Origin of the sequence: Endozoicomonas sp. SESOKO1 (assembly GCF_024606265.1) — a bacterium.
Lineage (GTDB): Bacteria > Pseudomonadota > Gammaproteobacteria > Pseudomonadales > Endozoicomonadaceae > Endozoicomonas.
Window position 1 is genome coordinate 1 of sequence record NZ_JAHHPP010000363.1, and the last position, 22195, is coordinate 22195.

General features: G+C 49.2%; 15 protein-coding genes. 9 read left to right on the forward strand and 6 right to left on the reverse strand.

The genetic code is table 11. The features are described 5' to 3' along the window. Positions 1-128 precede the first annotated feature (128 nt). Together KDK13_RS16585 and KDK13_RS16590 are read left to right on the forward strand one after the other, a co-directional pair. The gene (locus KDK13_RS16585; RefSeq protein ID WP_257286096.1) at positions 129-1226 is read left to right on the forward strand and encodes a hypothetical protein; all 1098 of its coding nucleotides are present in this window, start codon (positions 129-131) and stop codon (positions 1224-1226) included. A gap of 470 nt (positions 1227-1696) precedes the next feature. Then, positions 1697-3928, forward strand: coding sequence for a hypothetical protein (locus KDK13_RS16590; protein ID WP_257286097.1), 2232 nt, complete (start codon positions 1697-1699; stop codon positions 3926-3928). A gap of 25 nt (positions 3929-3953) precedes the next feature. Here KDK13_RS16590 and ung read toward each other — a convergent pair whose 3' ends face one another. Beyond that, on the reverse strand, positions 3954-4640 hold the full coding sequence (ung, locus tag KDK13_RS16595) for a uracil-DNA glycosylase (protein ID WP_257286098.1): 687 nt from the start codon (positions 4638-4640) through the stop codon (positions 3954-3956). 259 nt (positions 4641-4899) lie between these two features. Between ung and KDK13_RS16600 the strand changes: the two genes are divergently transcribed. After that, positions 4900-5829 (forward strand): hypothetical protein, encoded by a 930-nt coding sequence (locus KDK13_RS16600; RefSeq protein ID WP_257286099.1) that lies wholly within the window; start codon positions 4900-4902, stop codon positions 5827-5829. Between the two features lie 11 nt (positions 5830-5840). On the opposite strand, the gene KDK13_RS16605 is transcribed toward KDK13_RS16600, so the two are convergent. The 3 genes from KDK13_RS16605 to prfB form a co-directional block, all read right to left on the reverse strand. Then, a complete protein-coding gene (locus KDK13_RS16605; RefSeq protein ID WP_257286100.1) occupies positions 5841-6563 on the reverse strand; it encodes a TetR/AcrR family transcriptional regulator in 723 nt (240 codons plus the stop codon). Positions 6564-7029: 466 nt separating this feature from the next. Next, positions 7030-8559 carry a lysine--tRNA ligase gene (gene lysS, locus KDK13_RS16610; protein WP_257286101.1) on the reverse strand — a complete coding sequence of 510 codons (1530 nt, stop codon included), beginning with the start codon at positions 8557-8559 and terminating at the stop codon, positions 7030-7032. A 15-nt stretch (positions 8560-8574) separates the two neighbouring features. After that, positions 8575-9673 (reverse strand): peptide chain release factor 2 gene (gene prfB / locus KDK13_RS16615; protein WP_257286102.1). Its coding sequence is split into 2 segments (ribosomal slippage): positions 8575-9597 and positions 9599-9673, totalling 1098 coding nucleotides; the frame shifts between segments, so codons are not numbered across the junction. 472 nt (positions 9674-10145) lie between these two features. On the opposite strand from prfB, the gene glk reads away from it, so the two are divergent. Further along, on the forward strand, positions 10146-11090 hold the full coding sequence (glk, locus tag KDK13_RS16620; protein ID WP_257286103.1) for a glucokinase: 945 nt from the start codon (positions 10146-10148) through the stop codon (positions 11088-11090). 102 nt (positions 11091-11192) lie between these two features. On the opposite strand, the gene KDK13_RS16625 is transcribed toward glk, so the two are convergent. Next, on the reverse strand, positions 11193-11579 hold the full coding sequence (locus KDK13_RS16625) for a hypothetical protein (protein WP_257286104.1): 387 nt from the start codon (positions 11577-11579) through the stop codon (positions 11193-11195). Positions 11580-11918: 339 nt separating this feature from the next. On the opposite strand from KDK13_RS16625, the gene KDK13_RS16630 reads away from it, so the two are divergent. The 4 genes from KDK13_RS16630 (at position 11919) to KDK13_RS16645 (ending at position 19256) form a co-directional block, all read left to right on the forward strand. Then, complete coding sequence (locus KDK13_RS16630) at positions 11919-15356, forward strand: hypothetical protein (protein WP_257286105.1); 3438 nt, start codon at positions 11919-11921, stop codon at positions 15354-15356. A gap of 90 nt (positions 15357-15446) precedes the next feature. Then, positions 15447-17816: a hypothetical protein gene (locus KDK13_RS16635; RefSeq protein ID WP_257286106.1), complete on the forward strand. Its 2370-nt coding sequence runs from the start codon at positions 15447-15449 to the stop codon at positions 17814-17816. Between the two features lie 97 nt (positions 17817-17913). Next, complete coding sequence (locus tag KDK13_RS16640; RefSeq protein WP_257286107.1) at positions 17914-18606, forward strand: queuosine precursor transporter; 693 nt, start codon at positions 17914-17916, stop codon at positions 18604-18606. Then, positions 18603-19256, forward strand: coding sequence for an SDR family NAD(P)-dependent oxidoreductase (locus KDK13_RS16645; RefSeq protein ID WP_257286108.1), 654 nt, complete (start codon positions 18603-18605; stop codon positions 19254-19256). Before KDK13_RS16640 ends, KDK13_RS16645 begins: the two co-directional genes overlap by 4 nt. Before the next feature lie 14 nt (positions 19257-19270). Here KDK13_RS16645 and KDK13_RS16650 read toward each other — a convergent pair whose 3' ends face one another. Further along, positions 19271-19513, reverse strand: coding sequence for a DUF5062 family protein (locus KDK13_RS16650; protein WP_257286109.1), 243 nt, complete (start codon positions 19511-19513; stop codon positions 19271-19273). Positions 19514-19720: 207 nt separating this feature from the next. On the opposite strand from KDK13_RS16650, the gene KDK13_RS16655 reads away from it, so the two are divergent. Then, on the forward strand, positions 19721-22195 hold a 2475-nt coding region (locus tag KDK13_RS16655), incomplete at its 3' end, for a hypothetical protein (RefSeq protein WP_257286110.1).

Sequence of the window (22195 nt, forward strand, 5' to 3'; positions counted from 1 at the left end):
AATTAACATCAATTAAACCAGCAAACCATAAAACCAAAAAAACAAAGCCTATTTGAAAAAAAATAATGAACACGATAAAATGCCAACCATTTAATAATCCGACCCCATAAAATGAAACAGCAATAATAATGAGTCACCCAATAAACACAACAATAAAAACACCTCAGCCACCAAAGCAAGAGTCTCTTTATATTGATACTCAACAAAACATTAACAACAAAAAAGCCCTTCCAACGTCAGAGGCAAGAGAAAATAATCCAGAAACCTTACTGACATCAAGAAAACAAGCCATCCAGGAAACCAGACACCGTTATTTAGGCCATCACAAAAACACAGACCCTGCAAAAAAAACAGAACCATTTACCAGAATATCACCTTTTACAAAATACTTTGATCATCAGGAAAACCAATTACAGTCAATAAAGCAAAAACTGGAACACACCCCATTTGTTTTTCAACAATTATTCGAAAAAACAATTATCAAAACTACAAACAGCCATCAGCAAAATAAAAAAGAAACAAAAAAAAGAGATAAGAAGCAGGATAAAATAATCCTTACCAACTATTGGGATAATCGTTCACCATTATTTACACTGGGTAAAAATGCAGAGACTCTGAAAAACTCCTTAAGCAAAGGTAATAAAAAGACAAAAATACGACTACCTGAAAACTTCACAAAACTGCTAAATAGCCAAGATGAGAAACACCCCTTGCTGGAACCAGACTACTGGAACAAAATCATCGAATACTGGCTATCCCTCAGCCCAAATGGCCGCCTGAAATCCATTGAAACCTGGTTACAGCCAACCACCATCCATCATTCAGATCCACGAAAAAAACTTCATGGTCAGTACGGTGTTCTTGCAGCCAAAGATATCCCATCCTGTACCGTCATAGCGCCTTATTCAGGACTCTACTGTATTGGCTCAGATATTCTCAGGGAAAAAGCCTGTTATGGTGATAATGTTGGCCGTTATGCTGTTAACTGCTCAACCGATAGTGTGCAGATTAATCTCTGTGGCTATGGCCACGGTAATATCACACTCTGTATTAATGCAAACACCACATACATCGACGGTGACCCGATCCTGGACGACAATGCATGCTTTGCGCTGATTCTCTACCAGGGCTGGCCCTATATCTTTGTTATCAGCACCTGCAAAATAACCAGAAACTCCGAAGTATTGATAGACTACGGCCAAAATTATTGGAAGGGCTATGGTTAGCTACTTATATTCCGACTCACAGTTTTTCAGAATGACCATGGCTTTGGAAATATTATCCGCGCTTCGATGTTTCCAAGATTCTTTTACCGTTAAAAGTACCTCCACGGTGGCCAGGAACCCGGTTTGAGCTGACTTTCTGGTCAACCCGACTGGCCGACTTTCGGTGGGAGTAAGTTGATGCTTTTGCTTTCAACATGAACTCTGCACATGGAATATAAATAACGCAGTTTGACCTCAAAATGATTTTCAGGTTCCATTGCGCATGGGCAAACAAGCGACAATTGACAAATATAATTCATATTATCTGTACGTCCATTCAATATAATGCCCACTCCATCTGCCAACCAGCCAGAAATAAAAGGGAACCATAACCTTCATTGCCTGTCTATCAGTAACCGGATGTTCGTTTCAATAACTGACAGTGACCGAATATTCGTTTCAATAACCCACAGAGAGGCAGACTGACCAATATGACTCCCGTTAATCAGGGTATCTTCCCCGAAAGTGGCCATAAAATCGTTTTTACTACTCAAAACCAGCAGAAAACGGCAGTTGGCAAGACAATCATTACCGGTATTTTCGGCCCCGGCAAAGTGGTTACGGTCAAGCCCGGTGTAAATGAACTGCGCACGCCGACCCAGCCGGTGGGTGATGATATCCGGTGGGGTGCCGAAAGCCGTATTGACCTGATCAAACCCACCCTTCCTGAGCGTAATCCATCCGCACTGATTCTGGTCAGTTTTGAAAACGGCCTGCGGATTGACACCGCATCCCCGAAAAAAGAAGCCAGCGATGCGGCCTGCGTCTGCATGGAGATTGCCGGGCAGCGCTTTTTCGGTGAGTCCGTTGCCGTCCCGGTACAAGTCAATGGCGAGCGGGCTGGCCTGGTCACCGATGAAATTCTTGACTACCTTGACCACGACCTGGCCGGGTACGATTTCACCAGCCGTTATGAACAATTGACCACCGGGCAAAAGCGGGTATTCAACCTTATGGTTTTTGGCCATGAAAATGGCATTGACGATAACGATGAGACCGAGACACCTCAAGTGGCGGGTTTCCGCCAGCGGGTTATTGAAGCGTTGAAGGAAAAAGGCGTTGATGATTACTGGGTTGAGTACTCCAATGGCAGCCTGACCCGGGACAAGGGCCTGGCCCAGGCGCTCAAGTCAGCCATTAGCCAGTTCATTAACAGTCAGCGCGGCGAGGACAAACTGGCCCTGGCCCATACCTTCAAGCAGACGTTGATCAGCCAGGGGTTGCCAGCCTCCCTCGGCGGGCGTTACGGGCAAACGGTCTGGATGCGCGACTTTGGCATTATGGTCAACACTCTGAACCAACAGGACACTGCCCGACCCGGCACTTTTTCTGCCCTGCTGAACTCACTGTTCACCATGGCCATCAATCAATGCGACAATGGTCTTATACCCCAGGTAGTGATTCCGGATCCGCTGCTGGGTGAGTTCATCTATCTGCGGGCGCTCGGCGGAGACAGCGGGCCAGGCTGGTATAACCAGCTGCAGGCATTTTTGCAGGCCAACTACCCCGACGCAGCCAGCCGATTACCGCAACTGGACGCTACAGAACTGAGAACCCTGGAACCATCGGTCGTCAAGGAACGGGTCGAAGGACTAAAAACCCTCTTCCGGGAAATATCAGCAAAGGCTCAGGAAGATGGCCTTCCCCTGCCCGGGCCGAGCCATACCCTGAGAGGCTTTTTGAACAATACCCTCGCCACCCTGACGCCGGGCACCACCGACAGCGAAATTCACTTTATCCGCTCATTTACCAAGCTACTTGACCTCGCCGACAGCGATGCACAAGTCGACCAGGTCAAGGAGATGATCCCCAGCCTGGCCCGAGCCATGGTCTATCTGGATCAGCAGGTGCTGGATCCGGATACCGGACTTCCCCAGGGCAGTGATAACCGTGACATGCTCGATTCGTACCTGGTGCAAAAACTGCTGTGCAGCAACGCTTGTTTTCTGCTTCAGGGTTTCAGCGGACTGGTCCGCCACTTTGACAAAATCGGCTCTGATTTAACCTTGGAGTTAAATAAACATTATCAGGTTGGCCAAGAGCCAGCATCCAGATTTATCAGTGCCCTGCTGCAGGACGGTGTGCAGGCCCAGCAGGCGCTTGAGCAATTCGGGCAACAGATAAAAAACACCTTTATCTACCCCGAAGGTAAGTTTGCTCCGCTGGATTTTGTCAATTCTGAGCACATGGTACAGCGTCAGCCAATACCACCGGAGGGCTATATCCCCGCCCTGGTGGAGCAGAATAAGGATTTCTTGCAGGGCAAGGAGGTGAATCTGCAAGGGCTGGCGCTGGCCATTGAGCTGGGGCTGGTTGATCAGGCCGATCACCCGGCGGCGGTGGAATTGATTCGCTCACAGCTGACCGCTGCCGGACTGAAAGCATTCTCACCCATCAATATGGGCTCTGATTATGAAGTTGACCTTTTGCAGAAAAGCCAGGGTTTTCTGGTCTGGCCACAGATTGAGAGCCGGGTTATCCATGTGTTGAAAAAACAGATGGATGAAACACCGGCGATCAGGGATCTGCTGGAGCAACTGGAGTCTATCCACAAACAGCGCCCCGGTTTTCGTGAGTGGTACAACACTACCGAACGAGGCGGGATTCATCCCGGAGGGGCAGAAAACCAGAGCTGGCATATTACCAACCTGGTCCAGGCCTGATTGACGTACTACCGCCCCTGACCCTTCAATTCAGGGGTGGCAGTTGCCAGTCTATAGGCCGTATTCCATGGCTGGACAGATAATCATTACTCTTTGAAAAAGGTCTGCTGCCGAAAAAGCCTCGATAGGCTGACAGTGGCGAAGGGTGAACCGATTTGAGAACCAGGTGTTTACGGGTATCGATAAAGCGACCTTTCTTCTGGGCATAGCTGCCCCACAGAATAAAAACAATATGCTCTCGCTGCTCATTCAAAGCGGTGACAATCCGGTCAGTAAACGCCTCCCATCCCCTGCCCTGGTGAGAAGCAGCCTGCTTATGTTCAACCGTCAACACACTGTTGAGCAGTAACACTCCCTGTTGGGCCCAGTGTTCAAGGAATCCATGATTGGCTGGCGGAATCCCCAGATCTGACTCCAGCTCCTTGTACATGTTAGCCAGCGATGGTGGAATGGCGATTTCCGGGCGCACCGAAAAACTCAACCCGTGAGCCTGACCCGGCCCGTGATAGGGGTCCTGCCCAAGAATCACCACTTTGACCTGTTCAAAAGGTGTCAGGTCCATGGCACGGAAGTATTCTTTACCCCTGGGGTAAATCATCTTTCCCTGAGTCTTTTCATTTTGCAAAAAGCTGCGAAGGGTCTGCATATACTCTTTGCTGAATTCATCCTGAAGCATGGCTTTCCAGGAAGGCTCCAATTTGATGTCTGGCATCACTCTGACCTATTGTTCAACTGATATTGACAAATAACTTACCTCCAACCGCACAAGAGCCAACTACACTCTTTGCCTGCCAACGCACTTTAGCACAGCAATACCTTTACTAATAACAGCCCTACTGACAACAACTACTAATTACAATCAGGGCATTCAACCTTCGTAATGGACATCCTTCAATACAATGCAAATTTTTAATAAAGCATCTATCGGCGTTTCTGCGGCTGCAGTCCTTCTTTTCAGCTGCCAGTCAGCCATGGCAAAGCTCGAACGCAGGATGGCCATTGAAATTAATGCCAACACTATTTACTTCGCCATTGCAGACGTAAATAAAAAAACCGACAAAATATACCGACACCTTGATTACGGCTCTCTGGAAGCCGGTTTCTACGATGACCTGTCATCCGGTGATAACCATTTCTTCAGCAGCTTTATGCTGAAAAAGGCTCAGAGCCTCTTTCATAAACTGCGAACCCGGCAGGAACATTTCAAGGCGGTGAAAGTAAGGGCCATTGCCACTGATACCTTCAGGGAGGCACACAACGCTGAAGAGCTGGTCCAGAAAGTACGGCGCACAACAGGTATCGATATTCGTATTCTATCCCCTGAAGAGGAGGATCGAATGGATTTTTTCTCGGCTTTCAGGGCAACCGACAATTCTGAAACACCCGTTGTCTGGGATATCGGGAAAGAGCGCTTTCAGTTGATTATCTCGGACCCTGAAGCAGGTCCATTTACCCACAAAGGCGACTTTGGTTCTGTTTCCTTTATGAAATACCTGAAGGAAGTTGTCCAGAACAAACCACCGCATTTTCCGGGTTCATTATCCCCCATATCAACAAAAGAACTCGAAGCAGGTATTACCTTTGCACGATATCTTGCCCGCAGAACACCGGTCATTATTCGCAAGGAACTGAAGAGAGACAACGTAAAAATAACCGGTATTGGCCCGGTATTTCAGGAAGGTTTCGCAGAAGAAATCACCGGACACAGAATGTCGCTGGATAAAGGTAAGCTGGAGAAGTATATCCTGGATCATGCCTCATCCAGTGATACAAATGAGGCAAGTTTTTCAAGTGCAATTCTGGTATTCGGGTTCATGGAAGAGCTGGACATTACCCAAATGTTCATCTCTGACCATAACAGCACTGTCGGTATGCTCGAATTTCCAATCCTCTGGCATTAAGAGACTATTCATTAGTTGTATATACCCAGCATCAACTCTATCTGACGTTTAAGCATTACTCTTAGCCTGTCGGTTGTTGTTTCGTCTTCAAAACCTGCAATTAATCCCTGGTACTCAACATGAAGGATAATACTGCCAAACAGTTCAGCATCAATTTCAGGGTAGTTAGAGCCGATTTTTGAAAAAAAGGTTTCAAGACTATCAAGAAAGAATTTCTGGTGACTGAAAGCGATAGGTCTCAGATTTTCGTTTCGCAGGCACTCCTGCTGGAAAGCACGCTCGGCGATCAGGTAGTCACGATGCTCTGAAAGTTGAATCAGAACATACTCAATGGCCAGGTCGCTGATCCGGTCAGCAAATATCTGACGACTTGCCTTATCGGATGGCACCAGCTCTTTCATGGCCATTTTCAGCATACTGTCAGACTCTTCCCAGTATGCCTTGAACTTCTGGGCACCCATCTCAACAAACAGAGTAAAGGTGTCGGTAATCAGGTCCGTAATGTCCTTGAAATAGTAGGTGGTTGCGGAAAGAGGAACATTGGCTTCCTTGGCAACAGCTCGATGACGGACTCCCCTGACTCCGTCCCTGACAACGATTCTTAATGCCGCCTCCAGAATCGTACGACGACGCTGTTCACTATTGGCACGACTGGTTTTCCGACCCTGATATTTCAGTTCCATACCACCGACGTGCTTGCCAGAACTTTTCATGCCTTCTGATGAGGAATCCATTGTTGAGACCATATTAAGACTGCCTTACAGTTGCCTGATTGTTTTATAACGTTCGTCCAGTACCGTTGCTTGAACATGCATCTTAGTACAGAAATCAACCATACGTCTGAAAACCGGTCCTGCAACTATGCAGGATTATCAAACTGCCATATCTGGCAGTCATCCCCATATCCTTATACAGGCCGATTAGGCAGAGCATCTGGCAACTAACTGACTTCACCAGCAAAGCGTATCTATTGATACTTCAGGTTCCACACCTCAGATACTACATGAGCAGGCCTGGCCTGCTCATGTCATGGATCCTGAAATACCAGAATCCCAGAAAATAAATGAGATAAGCAGGTATTCACTGGTACATCAACCAAGCCAAAGAAGACCACAAAAGAATGTGTGACAATAACCTGCGCCGACGATTCAAATGTTTGGCCAGTACCAACGTGTACCCAGTAACTCACTGCATCAATATCTATTGAGGACGCATGTGCGGGAACAGCAACACATCCCTGATTGACGGCGCATCCGTGAACAGCATCACCAACCGGTCAATACCAATACCTTCTCCGGCTGTTGGCGGCAGACCGTATTCAAGTGCATTGATATAGTCTGCATCATAATGCATTGCCTCAACATCCCCGGCATCCTTTTCAACTACCTGCTGTCTGAAGCGCTCAGCCTGGTCTTCAGAGTCATTCAACTCAGAGAAGCCATTAGCGATTTCCCGACCCCCCACGAAGAACTCAAAACGCTCGGTAACAAAGGGGTTGTCGTCATTTTTACGGGACAGAGGTGATACTTCCGTTGGATAATCGGTGATGAAGGAAGGATTGAGCAAGTGGTGCTCGACCGTTTCATCAAAGATTTCCATCTGTACCTTGCCAAGCCCCCAGATCGGGTTCACATCAATGCCCAGCTTGCCGGCAACCTGCGTCGCTGACCCCAGGTTGTCGATATCCGAGGCATCAAGATCCGGATTGAAGTGCAAGATGGACTCAAAAACAGACATCCGCACAAACGGCTTGCCAAAATCAATCATCTGCCCCTGGTACTCGAACTCGGTTTTACCCAGAATATCCTGAGCCAGCTGCTTCAACATGGCTTCAGTGTGATCCATCATATCGGTGTAATCCGCGTAAGCCTGATAGAACTCAATCATTGTGAATTCCGGGTTATGTCTAGTAGACAACCCTTCATTGCGGAAGTTCCGGTTAATCTCAAATACCCGTTCAAAACCACCAACGACCACGCGCTTCAGATACAGTTCCGGAGCGATACGCAGATACATATCGATATCCAGCGCGTTGTGGTGGGTCACAAACGGCCTGGCCGTGGCACCGCCCGGAATCACCTGCAGCATTGGCGTTTCCACTTCCATAAAGTCCTGACCCAGGAAATAGTTACGGATCCCCTGAATAATTCTGGAACGAATCCGGAAGGTTTCACGGGACTGTTCACTGGTTATCAGGTCAACGTAGCGCTGACGGTAACGCTGCTCGGTATCGGTGAGGCCTTTATGCTTTTCAGGCAATGGACGCAGAGACTTGGTCAACAGCTGAACAGCGCTCATATCAACATAAAGATCGCCTTTACCTGAACGCTGAACAGCACCTTCTACACCGATAATGTCACCCAGATCCCAGGTCTTGATCGCATCCAGAGTCTCTTTCGACAGCTGCTTGCGGTTCACATAGAGCTGGATACGGCCAGACATATCCTGCAGTTCCATGAACGCGCCACGGTTCAACATAATACGGCCAGCCACTTTTACGTGGTGGTTCAGGCCTTCAAGGGCAGCCTTATCATGATCCTTGAACTGTTCCTGAAGATCGCCAGCCAGCGAATCACGACGGAATTTATTCGGGAATGCCACCCCTTTTTCGCGAATGGCCGCCAGTTTTTCCCGGCGCAGGGTAACCAGGCGACTCTCTTCATGGGCTTCATGGGCTTCAGCAGCTTTCTCTGCCTGTGACTGTTCTGACAAAAAATGTTCTTCAGACATAAGATATTCTTCCAATTACAGGCCTTTTTTCAGGCTCGCCTCAATGAACTTGTTCAAGTCGCCATCCAGCACAGACTGGGTATTGCGGGTTTCCACCCCGGTACGAAGGTCCTTGATACGTGAGTCATCCAGCACATAGGAACGAATCTGACTGCCCCAGCCGATGTCCGACTTGGAATCTTCCATCGCCTGGGACTCCGCCGTTCTCTTTTGCATTTCCATCTCATAAAGCTTGGCCTTCAACTGCTGCATGGCCTTGTCTTTATTCTGATGCTGGGAACGCTGATTCTGACACTGGACAACAATTCCCGTTGGCCCGTGGGTAATACGCACGGCAGAATCGGTGGTATTAACGTGCTGTCCACCGGCACCACTGGAACGATAGGTATCAACACGCAGATCTGCCGGATTGATTTCTATATCAATATTGTCATCAATCTCAGGAGATACGAAGACGGAAGCAAAGGAAGTATGGCGTCGATTACCGGAATCAAACGGCGATTTGCGAACCAGGCGATGAACGCCAATTTCTGTTCTCAACCAGCCAAAAGCGTAATCCCCGTTAAACTGAACCGTTGCCGATTTGATACCAGCCACTTCACCAGCAGAGACTTCAATGATTTCCGTTTTAAAACCGTTGGCCTCACCCCAGCGCAGGTACATTCTCAGCAGCATATTGGCCCAGTCCTGAGCCTCAGTGCCCCCGGAGCCGGCCTGAATATCAAGAAAGGCGCTGTTAGGATCCATTTCACCGGAGAACATACGACGAAATTCAAGTGCTTCCAGTTTCCGGGCCAGCTCGTCAAGTTCATCCACAACGCCCTGAACACCCTCTTCATCTTCCTCTTCTACCGACATTTCCAGCAGTTCTTCTGAATCTCCCAGGCCACTGGTCAGCTCATCGATGGTAGCAACAATCGCTTCCAGGGTGGAACGTTCTTTACCCAGCTTCTGGGCATACTCCGGATCATTCCAGACGTTCGGGTCTTCCAGCTCCCGCTCCACTTCCTGCAACCGCTCACTTTTGTGAGCGTAGTCAAAGATACCCCCTAAGCACGTCAGTACGCGCTGTCAGGTCCTTGATACGCTCCTTAATGGGATTGACTTCAAACATTGCCCTATATCACTCACTAATTCAGGTGCTCACGGCACCAATACTCGAATTCTGCCCATCAAGAGCTGACCAACACTGACGGCTCTGGAAATACAATGGGAATGGAGATGACAGCGCATGGTTTCCCATGAAAGCTGCCCATGAAATACTGTTCATATAAAAAGGCCATGAAAAACCGCTGGCCGACCCCTGCAAGGAACCAGTAATACAACTGAACAATTCTACAACAATAGCCTCCTGGTTGGAATTGCCCCGATAATCAAGCGACAGAACCTGTTGAATTATTTCATGGCAGCAAACTACGCCTTTTGCTCAACAGTAAGGTAAAATCCTGTCCACTACTTCACCCGTAACCAGAACCACAAAGCCTCAGGTACCGGCCTGTATAGCAGTACAGCCGGTGCTCCGCTCTGGGTACATTACAGATTGGGCACACTTCATTATGTCAAGTAACACCTTATTGAATGAATCAATGGCACTGGTAGCTGATATCGGTGGCACAAACGCAAGATTTGCCCTCTCACTGGGTGGCAGGCTGCAAACAGACTCTGTGGAAGTGCTGGCCTGTAATGACTACGAAAACCTGGATCATGCGGTCAGCCATTACCTGACAGATAAGCAAGTAACTGTTGATCATGCCTGCATGGCTTTTGCCTGTCCTGTGAGTAGTCAGACGATAAAAATGACCAATAACCACTGGGCATTTGATAAGTCTGAAATGAAAGACACGCTGAAATTGCAGTCATTCAAAGTGATCAATGATTTTACCGCCCAGGCGCTTGCCCTGTCGGCACTGCCGGAAAGCGCCCTGGTCAGGGTGGGCAAAGGAACGGCAATTGAAGGAGCCACAAAGCTGATTATCGGGCCAGGCACGGGCCTTGGGGTCGCTGCATTGAAGAAGGCAGGTGAGCACTGGCTGCCTTTACCCGGGGAAGGCGGACATGCGGCATTTTCCCCCATATCATCCATGGACAACGAGATTCTTGGTATTCTTCAGCAAAAAATGGGCTATGTTTCCTGGGAATCGGTACTCTGCGGTTCTGGCATTGAACGGCTGTATGAAGCCCACAGTATGCTGTCCGGCCAAACCCAGACACTGAAAAATCATGAAATCACAGCACAGGCCCTGATTGGGGAAACCCTCTGTAGACAGACATTGCTGCATTTCTGCGAGCTGCTGGGCAGGGCCGCCAGTAATGCGGCACTGACCACTGGAGCCCAGGGAGGCGTTTATATTGCTGGCGGTATTATTCCACGCTTCCCTGAGTTTTTCGCCCAATCAGACTTCAGGACGTCGTTCGACCTTAACGATAAAATGGTCGATTACCTGACTGCCATCCCAACCAGCCTGATTATTCACGACAACCCTGGCCTGACCGGTGCATGTGAAGCATTAGGCAACCCTTTTATTTATTGACTCTCCGGGCTGGCCCTGAGCCAGCCCAGCTTGCGAAAACACTACTGAACAGGACAGCGATGGAGCAGCAAAATGCCACTGCCTGAGGGCAAATATGTCATTTCACTTTATTTTCTGATCTCTTGCTTCAGGGGTAAGGGCGATATCCCGGGATAACTGTACTATTGGCTCCGAAGGGGCTGCAAGCCAATACTTGATATACACATTCTCGGCGACACAACCTGCGACAGCACTTGCGACAAGCCCCAGGTAACCCGCTGCGAAACCACGAAAGAAATCATCTGTGGCAACGCCTGCAACGCCTGCGGCTCCATATATGGCAAAAGTGGTGACCATGGCGGTAGTCGCGTATACGGCTGTCCGGCTCGTCAGTGTAATAGTCCGCCCCAGCCATTGAAACTGGCAAGATGCCGGTTCTGGATTATCCGGTAAGCCATTGACTGCGGCAGCCAGAGCCTGAGGCGTTTGAATAAATGTTGTTGCCTGCATTGAGTTAACCTGATGAATACCTGAAGCCAATTAGAATCTGAATTTGAAAGTTAGTTCCCCAATTGTCAGTCCTCCCATCTTCTAAAGAGTTCCACAACATACCTGAAATGGAACCTGTTAATCCTTTTGAGGTCAGATAGCGATATTTACCGTCTATTTAACATCCAATGTGTGCAGGGTTTTATTCTGAAAGCAACCTCATCAACCTACGCCCACCCAAAGCCTGCTGACCGGGTTCGCCGACAACCCGTTGCCAGGAGGATTCCTGGCCGCAACGGAAGTTCGTTTAACGGCAAAAGGGTCTCAAACCATCAATATCATAGAGTTACAGCCGCTCCTATGGATGTCCCCAAATGCATTGAGGATGCCTTTTGGAAAAGGAAACCATTACAAGGGCGGCAAGTCACCCCGGCTGCTGTGCTTACCGCTTTTGGAAAAGATGCAACGTCTTTCAGAAGTGGCTTATTCCTGGAAAAACTTTGCCTGCAGAACATTCTGCTGGACAACAGAAAAGTGACACCGGATCAGGTCATCCGGGAATTGAACCGGAAGCCGTACCGAAAAAAGTACCTGGTAGCAATAGCACGCTTCAAGGCGGAATGTTGCCTGAGGGGCCTGGTGCTGAATAACCGGCGGATCTCACCGGATGAGGTGGTTAACGATTATCAGGTAGCCCGGGCAACACTGGAACTGGGGCGCTTTAAGGCGGAATGTTGCCTGAGGGGCCTGGCGCTGCATGGTCGGCAGGTCACGCCGGATGCGGTGGTTAAGGCTTATCAGGCAGCCGGGGCAACACTGGAGATTGCGCGCTTCATGGAGGAATGCTGCATGAGGGGTCTGGTAGTGAATGGCCAGCGGGTTGCAGCAGATACGGTGTTCAAGGGTTATCAGGCAGCCGGGGCAACACTGGAGCTGGCGCGCTTTCAGGAAAAATGCTGTCTGAGGGGACTGTGGTTGAATGGCCAACAGGTCACGCCAGATGAGGTAGTCAGGGGTTTCCCGGATAGTCCGCTGGGCAAACTGGGGATAGCGCGCTTTAAGGAACATTGTTTTCTGAGGGGCTGGTCATTGAATGGCCAGCCAATCACACCAGATGAGGTAGTCAGGGGTTTCCCGGATAGTCCGTCAGGCAAACTGGGGATGGCGCGCTTCAAAGCGGAATGTTGCCTGGGTGGCCTGGCGTTGAATGACCAGCCGGTTACACCGGATTCGGTGGTTAAGGATTTTCAGTCAACCAGTGCAATGCTGGAGTCAGCGCGTTTTAAGGAACAATGTTGCCTGAGAGGATTGCTATTGAAGGGCCAGCCGGTCACACCGGACATGGTGGCCAGGGATTTCCCGGATAGCCCGGAAGGCAAACTGGCGTTGGCACGATTTAAGGAACAATGTTGTCTGAAGGGCCTGGTATTGAATGGCCGGACAGTTACACCTGATGCAGTGGTCAAGGCTTACCTGGCCAGTCCCGAAAGCAAACTGAGTATAATGCGATTCAGGGAATATTGTTGCCTGAAGGGCCTGGCGTTGCATGGCCAGCAGGTTACGCCGGATGCAGTGGTTAAGGATTATCAGGCAGCCGGGGCAACGCTGGAAATAGCGCGCTTCATGGAGGAATGCTGCATGAGTGGTCTGGTGCTGAATGGCCAGCAGGTCGCAGCAGATGCGGTGCTTAAGGGTTATCAGGCAGCCGGGGCAACACTGGAGATAGCACACTTACAGGGAAAATGCTGTCTGAGGGGGTTGCTGTTGAATGGCCAACAGGTCACACCAGATGAGGTAGTCAGGGGTTTCCCGGATAGTCCACAGGGCAAACTGGGAATAGCGCGCTTCAAAGCGGAATGCTGCCTGAGGGGCCTGGCGTTGAATGGCCAGCAGGTCAAACCGGAGGCGGTGGTTCAGGATTTTCCGGATAGTCCGGAAGGCAAACTGGGGATAGCGCGCTTCAAGGCGGAATGTTGCCTGATGGGCCTGGTGTTGAATGGCCAGCAGGTCACACCGGAGGCGGTGGTTCGGAGTTTTCCGGATAGTCCGGAAGGCAAACTGGGCATAGCGCGCTTTAAGGAACAATGTTGCCTGAGGTACCTGGCTTTGAATGGCCAGCAGGTCCCCCCGGAGGCGGTGGTCAAGGATTTTCAACGCGGTGGCTGGTTGCTCGAAAGGGCTATTTTTTATTCTCAACTGGCATTGAATGCAAGGGAATTGAATAACACCTGGCTGGATCACCAGAGTGTACTGGCTGCGTTTAATGAATTACCCGGGGATCACTCATCAAGGCAAGCCAGGTATCTGATTCAACAGTTGCAACAATCCCGGGGGTACGATGAAACCAACGAAGTCCGGGATTTATTTCAGGAGGCCTGGCAAATCCTCGGCAAGGTATCGGTCAGGGACGATGAACAACATCGACTGCAATGTATTTTGACCTTCATGGCTATGCAGCACGAGCTGACCATTGATCGTCAGGTTGTGTCAGCGGAACAGGTATTGCGATCCATCAAAACCCTGAGGCACTCATTTCAGAATTCACGTATTCATTTCTTCTTTCTGGCACACTGTTATATCGCGGGTCAGTCCATTAATGGACAAGAAATCCATAAGGGCCGGGTTCTGGGTTGCCTGCAGCATTTTCCAGCAGGAAGCAAGCTGCGCCATGCCCTGGGCCACTGGTTTGAACAATACAGCCCCGGCACCAATATAGAGACCGGAATAATCGACAGTGTACTGTTTAATCGGGCAGATGCCGTTGCCACAAGGAGTGACCGTCCGTACGCCCCTGCCAGTCAATTTGGGGATTTTGTTGCGATGGCTTCTGTTGCGGTGCGTAGAGAGCCCCCCCTGGCAAAGGCGGGCTTCCCGGAACAGCAGGTTTCCCGGCTAAATGTGCTAACGCAGAAGGCACTGGAGATTATTCAGAAAATCAATGACGCCTGTAGCGATCCCAACATTCTGATCACTGGTTCATACGCCCGTTTTTTACAAGGCATCTGCCCATCATTCAATGATATTGACATTATTTGCACGACAGACGACTGTGCCAGAACACTCTTTGGGCAGCTGCAGGCGCTGGGCAGCGGCAGTGATGCAGAAATCCCCAGGAGCATCATTATCAAGCCAATCCCGGGATGTCCGGCGATTAAACTACCAACCACTTACAATATCTATCTGAATGACGGTGATTTGGGCATGAAAGCGATGGGGCTTCAGGTCATTATTGACACCGCATTGGCACACGGAAATACAGCACCATTGGCCTTTCACGTTGCTGGCGTGAACAGGCCGGTCTGGTGTCTGTCGTTTGCTGGAGAGACCGGATTACTGAACAATACGCTGGAATACCTTGCTGATAACCTTGACCCGCTGACCGAACGGTTACAGCGAGGGGAGGTATTTTCCATACCACGGACCCTTCTTTTTAATTGTCCGCAAACCCCCGATGAGCACATTTATGGCTTGCTGATGCGCTCCCTGCTTACCCTGAACAAGGCCAGGCAGTTTATCTCTCTGCATTGTGAAAGCAAATCCGCAAAGCCTGATTGCCAGACAATCCGGCTACAAAAACATGATCAACAAAAACATTGCCCACAAAAACAACGCCTCCAATCGCTGACTCGAAATCTTCAAATGAAATTAAATAGCCATGTTTACCGTCATGACTTTGAGCACAGAGTTAACAACTGGCTATTAATGACTCCGCATGTGAATGATTACGAGATCAGCAAGAAGGACTTCATCACAGCACTGCTTGCGCTGATGCATCCTGAGTATCAGGCATTTCAATAAATTGGCCAATACCTTAAGGAACCTCAACTATTACTGTCATTAAGAATCACTGCCATTAAGAACCACTGCCATTAACAGGTTGAATGTAATATGTACGTATCCACTGCTGCCAACTACAACACACGCCTCGCTGGTGATCAATTGAACCCGGAAAACCGTCAAAACAAAAGAAAGAAGAGGCATGACCCTCCCCCCTCAAAAAGGGTCAGGCTGGACACGGCCTATACAAACCATCAAGGGCTTGCAAAACTTGCAAAACTTGCAAAAAAAGAAGGACTACAAAAAAAACTTCCGGAATACCAGGTCACTATTGCAAAAAATCAACCTGTCCAGCAAAACACTCAGAAGAGTAAACTGCAGATTGATACACAGCACAGGGCTGACAGTCATTCAATTCCCCTGATACTGAACAATGTACTGGCTGATATTCGGAAGATGGATATTGAATACGCCATCTACTCTGATAAATCCACCCAAATGCCAGAACATAAAAGATTACCTGTCCACGGTAATCTTGTCTGTGTTGATAAAATTTACACGTATTTACTGGTACCAGAGATTCATCATTTAATACAACGACTTTCCCCGATTAAAGACTTAAAGCAACAGCAAACAGACTACGCCACTCAAATAGCGGCGTTAGTGAAAAAATACAAAGTGGCCCAATGTGATGAGATGGCTCATTTAATGGCTTCTCTGTGTCTGCACAACCCGGCCATTAGCCTGTTCAAAATGGTCATCAGCTTTTTCAGAAGCAGAACCCCGACAGGCCAGGGAAAGCTGGATCAATCTACTACTCACGTATGCCTGATGGTATGCCCACATCACTCAGGCCAGAGTATACTGATGCACAGCCAATGGTATGAAGCTCAGTACAAAGGTGCCCATACTGATCTCCTTTGTGCTGACGGTAGCTATCATCAGCCGTCTTATATATCAACATCCGATATTTACATTGCTGATCCGTGTCAGGATGAATATTGGCCGGGAAATCAGTGGCAGCAGTTTATCAGCAGTATTACGGATCAATACATAACACCAACAGGTAAAGACTATAAAAAAATAAAGATACAAATTACGCCCTATCATTCAGAAACTGCTGTCAAGGAGTCACCTGTTGCAAAGGCAGAGCCAGTGAAAAGGAAAAGCAAAGACTGTACAGCCTTGCCTGCCTATCGTTATCTTGAAACGTTCGCCGGGAAAGCAAAAAAAGAAGTCAAGGGAGAAAAACAACGAGCCATTGCGACCGCAAAAAAAAGACTGGTGAGAGATGATATAGAGATCCCTTCATGGGACACCATAAAACCAGAACACAGGAATAAATGGACAGCAAGTCTAATACGGGTCCTGGCCTGGAAAATGAATTTGAAAATTACCGTTTTTTTCCATGATGATCTTTCTATTATTGATCCGGGATCAGAGGACTACTATCAGTTTATGCTTGAGTTGTTAAGAAACTCGAAACTTGAATCACGACGTGATATTATGATTAAAACCACCTGCTTTAATAAACATGGATTCCCATTTCCTGAACCCTGCAAGCGATATTTTTTCCCATCGGAGATTTGGCTGCCGGACCATATCAGGCATCTGGCCAGAGTAGCCAAACCTGAAAAACCACTGTCGGACTGTGAACTCATTAAAGTATTGAGAGTGCTGAATCCTGTGGAATCACCAGACACCTATTTACGCTATTTACATGAGTACATACAAAATAAGCTGGTTAACAATCATCAGGGCAACGCAGTACTGGCAAATGCCATCAGTGCCCTTAGGAAAGGAAAACTCCCCCTCCCTGCCATTGCCGGAATCACCAGCTGGACTATGCCGACATTACGAAACCTGGCTAATTTTTGTGCAGAAAAGTTTGGCGGAGTTTCCGTAGAAACGGTTGCTGCCAGGCCTTCTGTTGGCAAAAAAGACGTTATACCATCCTCACCCGAGGAGTTTTCAGCCTGGTTTCTCAAGAAACTTACCAACAATCAATTTATTTTCAATAATTTCAGTGGCAAGCTAAAAGCTTCAAACCTGATTGTTAACATCAGTCCAATAAAAGGCATCACATTTAACACCGTCCCACAGAAGTCAGACTGGTTATTGTACTATGTGTATCATTACGGTTTTGATAAAAAAGAGATTTACCTTCAGGCCCCTTCGCATACACTCTATCAAATGCTGAAACGCATTACTTCCCGGGAAAAACATTCAGAATTATTCAATAGAATATTGTATGTCTGCTCAACGTGGTGTGGTTTTCGATCTTTCAGCTTTATCAATAGCCTGAAAAAACACAACATCAAACGACCCGATGATTTACTGGATTACCCCGTCACAGCCATGATGATTGAGATGCATGCAAGAGCGGAAAAACTCAAGGAATCAGGCTGGCTGGCCGCGGACATTGACCTTTCGAATCCCAGGGCAACAGGTAAAAAAGCCCAGGCATCCTTAAGTAGCTAGTCATATGAAATCACATCATGCGGTATATGCAGATTGAAAAAAAACCGGAAACATCCGTTAATCGCCACCCACAACACCCCGGGATCAGAGCGTACACTTGAACGAATTACTATTGATTGGCCAGCTTTTCTTATTTTACGGCATGGTCATTTTAACCTACCGGCTCTTTGGTAAAATAGGGCTTCTGTGTTACACCGTGCTGGCCATCGTGGCCGCCAATATTGAAGTACTGGTGCAGATCAATGCCTTCGGTATGGAAATGACCCTGGGGAATATCATGTTTGCCACGACCTTTCTGGTGACTGATATCCTCAGTGAGGTGGGTGGTAAAAAATGGTCTGATCACGCAGTAAACGTAGGTTTTTTTACCTCGGCACTGTTTATTGCCATTTCCCAGAGCTGGCTGTATTTCATGCCCAACACACTGGATTTTGCCATGCCACATATCCAGGCGATCTTCAGCAACACGCCCCGCCTGATGATCACCGGCCTGCTGGTTTATGTCATTACCCAGCGCTTTGATGTGTGGCTTTACCACAAAATCTGGCATTGGACAGGATTTACCGAGAACTATTTGTGGTTGCGCAACAACGCGTCCACCATGATTTCCCAGTTATTAAATGCAGTCCTGTTCACTTTCGGCGCCTTTTACGGGACGTTCCCGTTGACGGACCTGCTCAGTATCATCATCACCAGCTATGGCATCTTTGTGGTGACCAGCCTGTGCGATACCCCTGTCCTGTATCTGTGCAGAAAGATCAAGGTCAGGGAAATATGGGAGCGCACATGAAAGTAATCATTACCGGAGCCAGTGCAGGTATTGGCCTGGCGGTTTGTCAGCGTTTTCTGCAGGATCAGCGCATCACCGTGGTGGGTATCGATATTAATCCCAGCCAACTTGACAACGTCCGTTACCATCATTTTCTGGCCGATGTGGCGAACCCCGGGTCGCTCCCTGACATTGGGGAGGTAACTCATCTGATCAACAATGCCGGGGTACAAAACACCACACAGGATATCGCCATCAATTTAGGCGGGGTGATGAACTGCACCAGACTGTACGGCCTGCAACCGGCGATTCAGGCCATTGTCAATGTGGCCTCTGCCAGTGCTCATTCAGGTGCCGAATTTCCTGAGTATGTTGCCTCCAAAGGGGGGGTTGTCGCCTACACCAAATGGACAGCGCTACAGGTTGCCCAATACGGTGCCACCTGCAACAGTATTTCCCCGGGAGGCGTGCTTACCGAACTGAACAGGCCGGTTATGGACGATCCTGAAAAATGGCAGGCCATCATGGATGAAACGCTACTGCCCAAATGGGCCGGTCCTGAAGAAATAGCACAATGGGTTTACTTTATAGCGATCGTCAATCGCAGCATGACCGCACAGGATATTCTGGTGGATAACGGCGAGATGGCGAAGTCCAACTTTGTCTGGTAATCAACGCCTGGCAATCAACCCAACTTCTGTCTGGATGCCCAGATTGCCAGTTTATGCTTCATGGTCACCTGGGATACCTGATCCTCCGGTAGCGGCTGAATGAGGTTATCATGGACCAGCAGTCGGTATATATATTCGATTTTCTCACTGGCAGAATCGGTAGCCTCAAACTCAACAACCCCCCGCTTTTCACCATACTTCATGCCATATTCAATGGCCTTCTTGACCAGCTCTTTTTCATTCTTCAGTTTCTTCATTGCCGCCTCACCCGGTCCAGTACTTTATCAGGACATTAACCCATTTCTGGCAAACTGCCCTGCATGACCAACTACTTTCCTGTAACAATAACATGATCAATGGTGTATTTCTGGATGTCGGCAGCAACGTGGCTCAACTGGTGTTTAACATTCTCCTGGAACCTAATAATCATTTTGAGGTCAAAGGGCGGTATTTATAGTCCACGTGTGCAGGGTTTTATTCTGAAAGCAGCCGCATCGACCTACTCCCATCCAAAACCTGCTGACCGGGTTAACCAAAGAGCCGGTTCCAGCAGGACACCTAACCGCTTTGGAAGTACATTTAACAATAAAAAAATCTCAAATTATCAGTCTCATGATCGAAGAACAGTGACCACCCCGGATCATGGCAAGCATATTGAGGATGTCTTTTGGAAAAAAAAACCATTACAGGGACGTCTAATCACCCCGGCCGCCGTGCTGACAGCCTATGGAAAAGACAGGTCGTCTCTCAGAAGTGGCTTCTTCCTGCAAAAACTCTGCTTGCAGAACATTCTGCATGGCACCGGACTGCATGGCACCGAAAAAGTTACCCCGGACCAGGTCATTCAGGAATTCCGCCGACAGCCAGATCGAAATAATAAGTACAAATTGGCGATAGCGCGGTTCAAAGCGGAATGTTGCCTCAGGGACCTGCCATTGAATGGCCAGCCGGTCATACCGGATGCGGTAGTCAGGGATTTCCCGCATAGCCCGGAAGGCAAGCTGGGCATAGCGCACTTCAAGGAACAGTGTTGCCTGAAGGGTCTGCTATTGAATGGCCAGCCGGTTACACCGGGTGTGGTGGCCAGGGATTTTCCGGACACTCCGGAAGGCAAACTGGGAAAAGCACGGTTCACAGCAAAATGTGGCCAGCGGGGACTGCTGTTGAATGGACATCAGGTCACACCGGATGTGGTGGCCAAGGGTTATCAGTCAGCCAACGCAACGCTGGAACTGGCACGCTTCAAAGCGGAATGTTGCCTGAAGAACCTGCCATTGAGTGGCCAGCCGGTCTCAACGGATGCGGTGGTCAAGGATTATCAGTCGGCAAAAGCAACACTTGAGCTGGCACGCTTCAAGGAAAAATGTTGTCTGAAAGGTCTGTCAGTGAATGGCCGGGAGATGACAACAGATGCAGTGGCCGAGGATTATCAGGCAGCCAACGCAATACTGGAACTGGCGCGTTTTAAGGAACAATGCTGCCTGAAGGGTCTGTCATTGAATGGCCGGCAGGTCACACCCGATACGGTGGTTACGGATTATCAGACAGCCAGGGCAACACTGGAGCTGGCAAGGTTCAAAGCGGAATGTTGCCTGAGGTACATATCATTGAACGGCCAGCACGTCACGCCTGATCAGGTGGTCAGGGATTTCCCGGATAGTCCGGAAGGCAAACTGGGAATAGCGCGTTTCCTGGCAGAATGTTGCCTGAGGGGCCTGGCGGTGAATGGCCGGCAGATCACACCAGATGCAGTGGTCAAGGTTTTTCCGGAAAGTCCGGAAGGCAAACTGGGGATAGCCCGCTTTAAGGAACACTGTTTTTATCGGAGCCTGTCATTGCATGGCCAGCCGGTCACACCAGATGCGGTGGTCAAGTGTTATCAAGCGGTCAAGGCAAGGCTGGAACTGGCACGCTTTTTAGAACAATGTTGCCTGAAGGGCCTGGCGTTGAATGGCCAGCCGGTCACAGCGGATGCAGTGGTCAGGCTGTTCCCGAATGGCCCGGAACATAAACTGGGATTAGCGCGTTTTCGGGCAGAATGTTGCCTGAGGGGCTTGCTGTTGAATGGCCGGAAGGTCGCAGCGGGTGCCGTGCTTAAGGAATTCCCCGGTACTCCGGAAGGTAAACTGGGAATGGCGCGTTTCAAGGCGGAATGCTGTCTGAGGAGCCTGCCGCTGGATGGCCAGCCGGTCAATCCGGACGCAGTGGTTAAGGATTATCAGGCAATCAGGGCAACACTGGAGCTGGCGCGGTTCAAAGCGGAATGTTGTCTGAGGGGCTTGCCATTGCATGGCCAGCAGGTCACACCGGATTCGGTGGTCAGGGAGTTCCCGGAAAGTTCGGAAGGAAAACTGGGAATAGCGCGTTTTTGTGAACAATGCTGCCTGGGGGGCATGGCATTGAATGGCCAGCAGGTCACACCGGAAACAGTGGTTAACAAGTATCAGGCAATCAAGGCAGCACTTGAGCTGGCGCGCTTTAAGGAACAATGTTGCCTGAGGGGCCTGGCGCTGAATGGCCAGCGGGTGACTGCGGATACGGTGGTCAAGGCTTTTCCGGATAGTCAGGAGGGCAAGCTGGGGGCCGCGCGATTCAAGGAACAATGTTGTCTGAAGAGCCTGTTGTTGAATGGTCAGCAGGTTACGCCGGATGCAGTGGTTATCAATTATCAGACAGTCAGGGCCACACTGGAGCTGGCACGCTTTAAGGAGCAATGTTGCCTGAGGGGGCTGATGCTGAATGGCCTGCCGGTCACACCGGATGACGTGGTCAACGATTATCAGCAAGCCAATGCAACACTGGAGCTGGCGCGCTTCATAGCGGAATGCTGCCTGAGGGAACTGCCATTGAATAGTCAGCAGGTCTCACCGGATGCGGTGGTTAAGGATTTCCCGGACAGTCCGGAAGGCAAACTGGGGATAGCCCGCTTTAAGGAACAC

Bases quoted from the DNA above. Each gene is read 5' to 3' on its own strand.
- KDK13_RS16585 (WP_257286096.1), top strand. From the start codon at position 129: ATGAGTCACCCAATAAACACAACAATAAAAACACCTCAGCCACCAAAG.
- KDK13_RS16590 (WP_257286097.1), top strand. From the start codon at position 1,697: ATGACTCCCGTTAATCAGGGTATCTTCCCCGAAAGTGGCCATAAAATC.
- ung (WP_257286098.1), bottom strand. From the start codon at position 4,640: ATGCCAGACATCAAATTGGAGCCTTCCTGGAAAGCCATGCTTCAGGAT.
- KDK13_RS16600 (WP_257286099.1), top strand. From the start codon at position 4,900: ATGGCAAAGCTCGAACGCAGGATGGCCATTGAAATTAATGCCAACACT.
- KDK13_RS16605 (WP_257286100.1), bottom strand. From the start codon at position 6,563: ATGGATTCCTCATCAGAAGGCATGAAAAGTTCTGGCAAGCACGTCGGT.
- lysS (WP_257286101.1), bottom strand. From the start codon at position 8,559: ATGTCTGAAGAACATTTTTTGTCAGAACAGTCACAGGCAGAGAAAGCT.
- glk (WP_257286103.1), top strand. From the start codon at position 10,146: ATGGCACTGGTAGCTGATATCGGTGGCACAAACGCAAGATTTGCCCTC.
- KDK13_RS16625 (WP_257286104.1), bottom strand. From the start codon at position 11,579: ATGCAGGCAACAACATTTATTCAAACGCCTCAGGCTCTGGCTGCCGCA.
- KDK13_RS16630 (WP_257286105.1), top strand. From the start codon at position 11,919: ATGGATGTCCCCAAATGCATTGAGGATGCCTTTTGGAAAAGGAAACCA.
- KDK13_RS16635 (WP_257286106.1), top strand. From the start codon at position 15,447: ATGTACGTATCCACTGCTGCCAACTACAACACACGCCTCGCTGGTGAT.
- KDK13_RS16645 (WP_257286108.1), top strand. From the start codon at position 18,603: ATGAAAGTAATCATTACCGGAGCCAGTGCAGGTATTGGCCTGGCGGTT.
- KDK13_RS16650 (WP_257286109.1), bottom strand. From the start codon at position 19,513: ATGAAGAAACTGAAGAATGAAAAAGAGCTGGTCAAGAAGGCCATTGAA.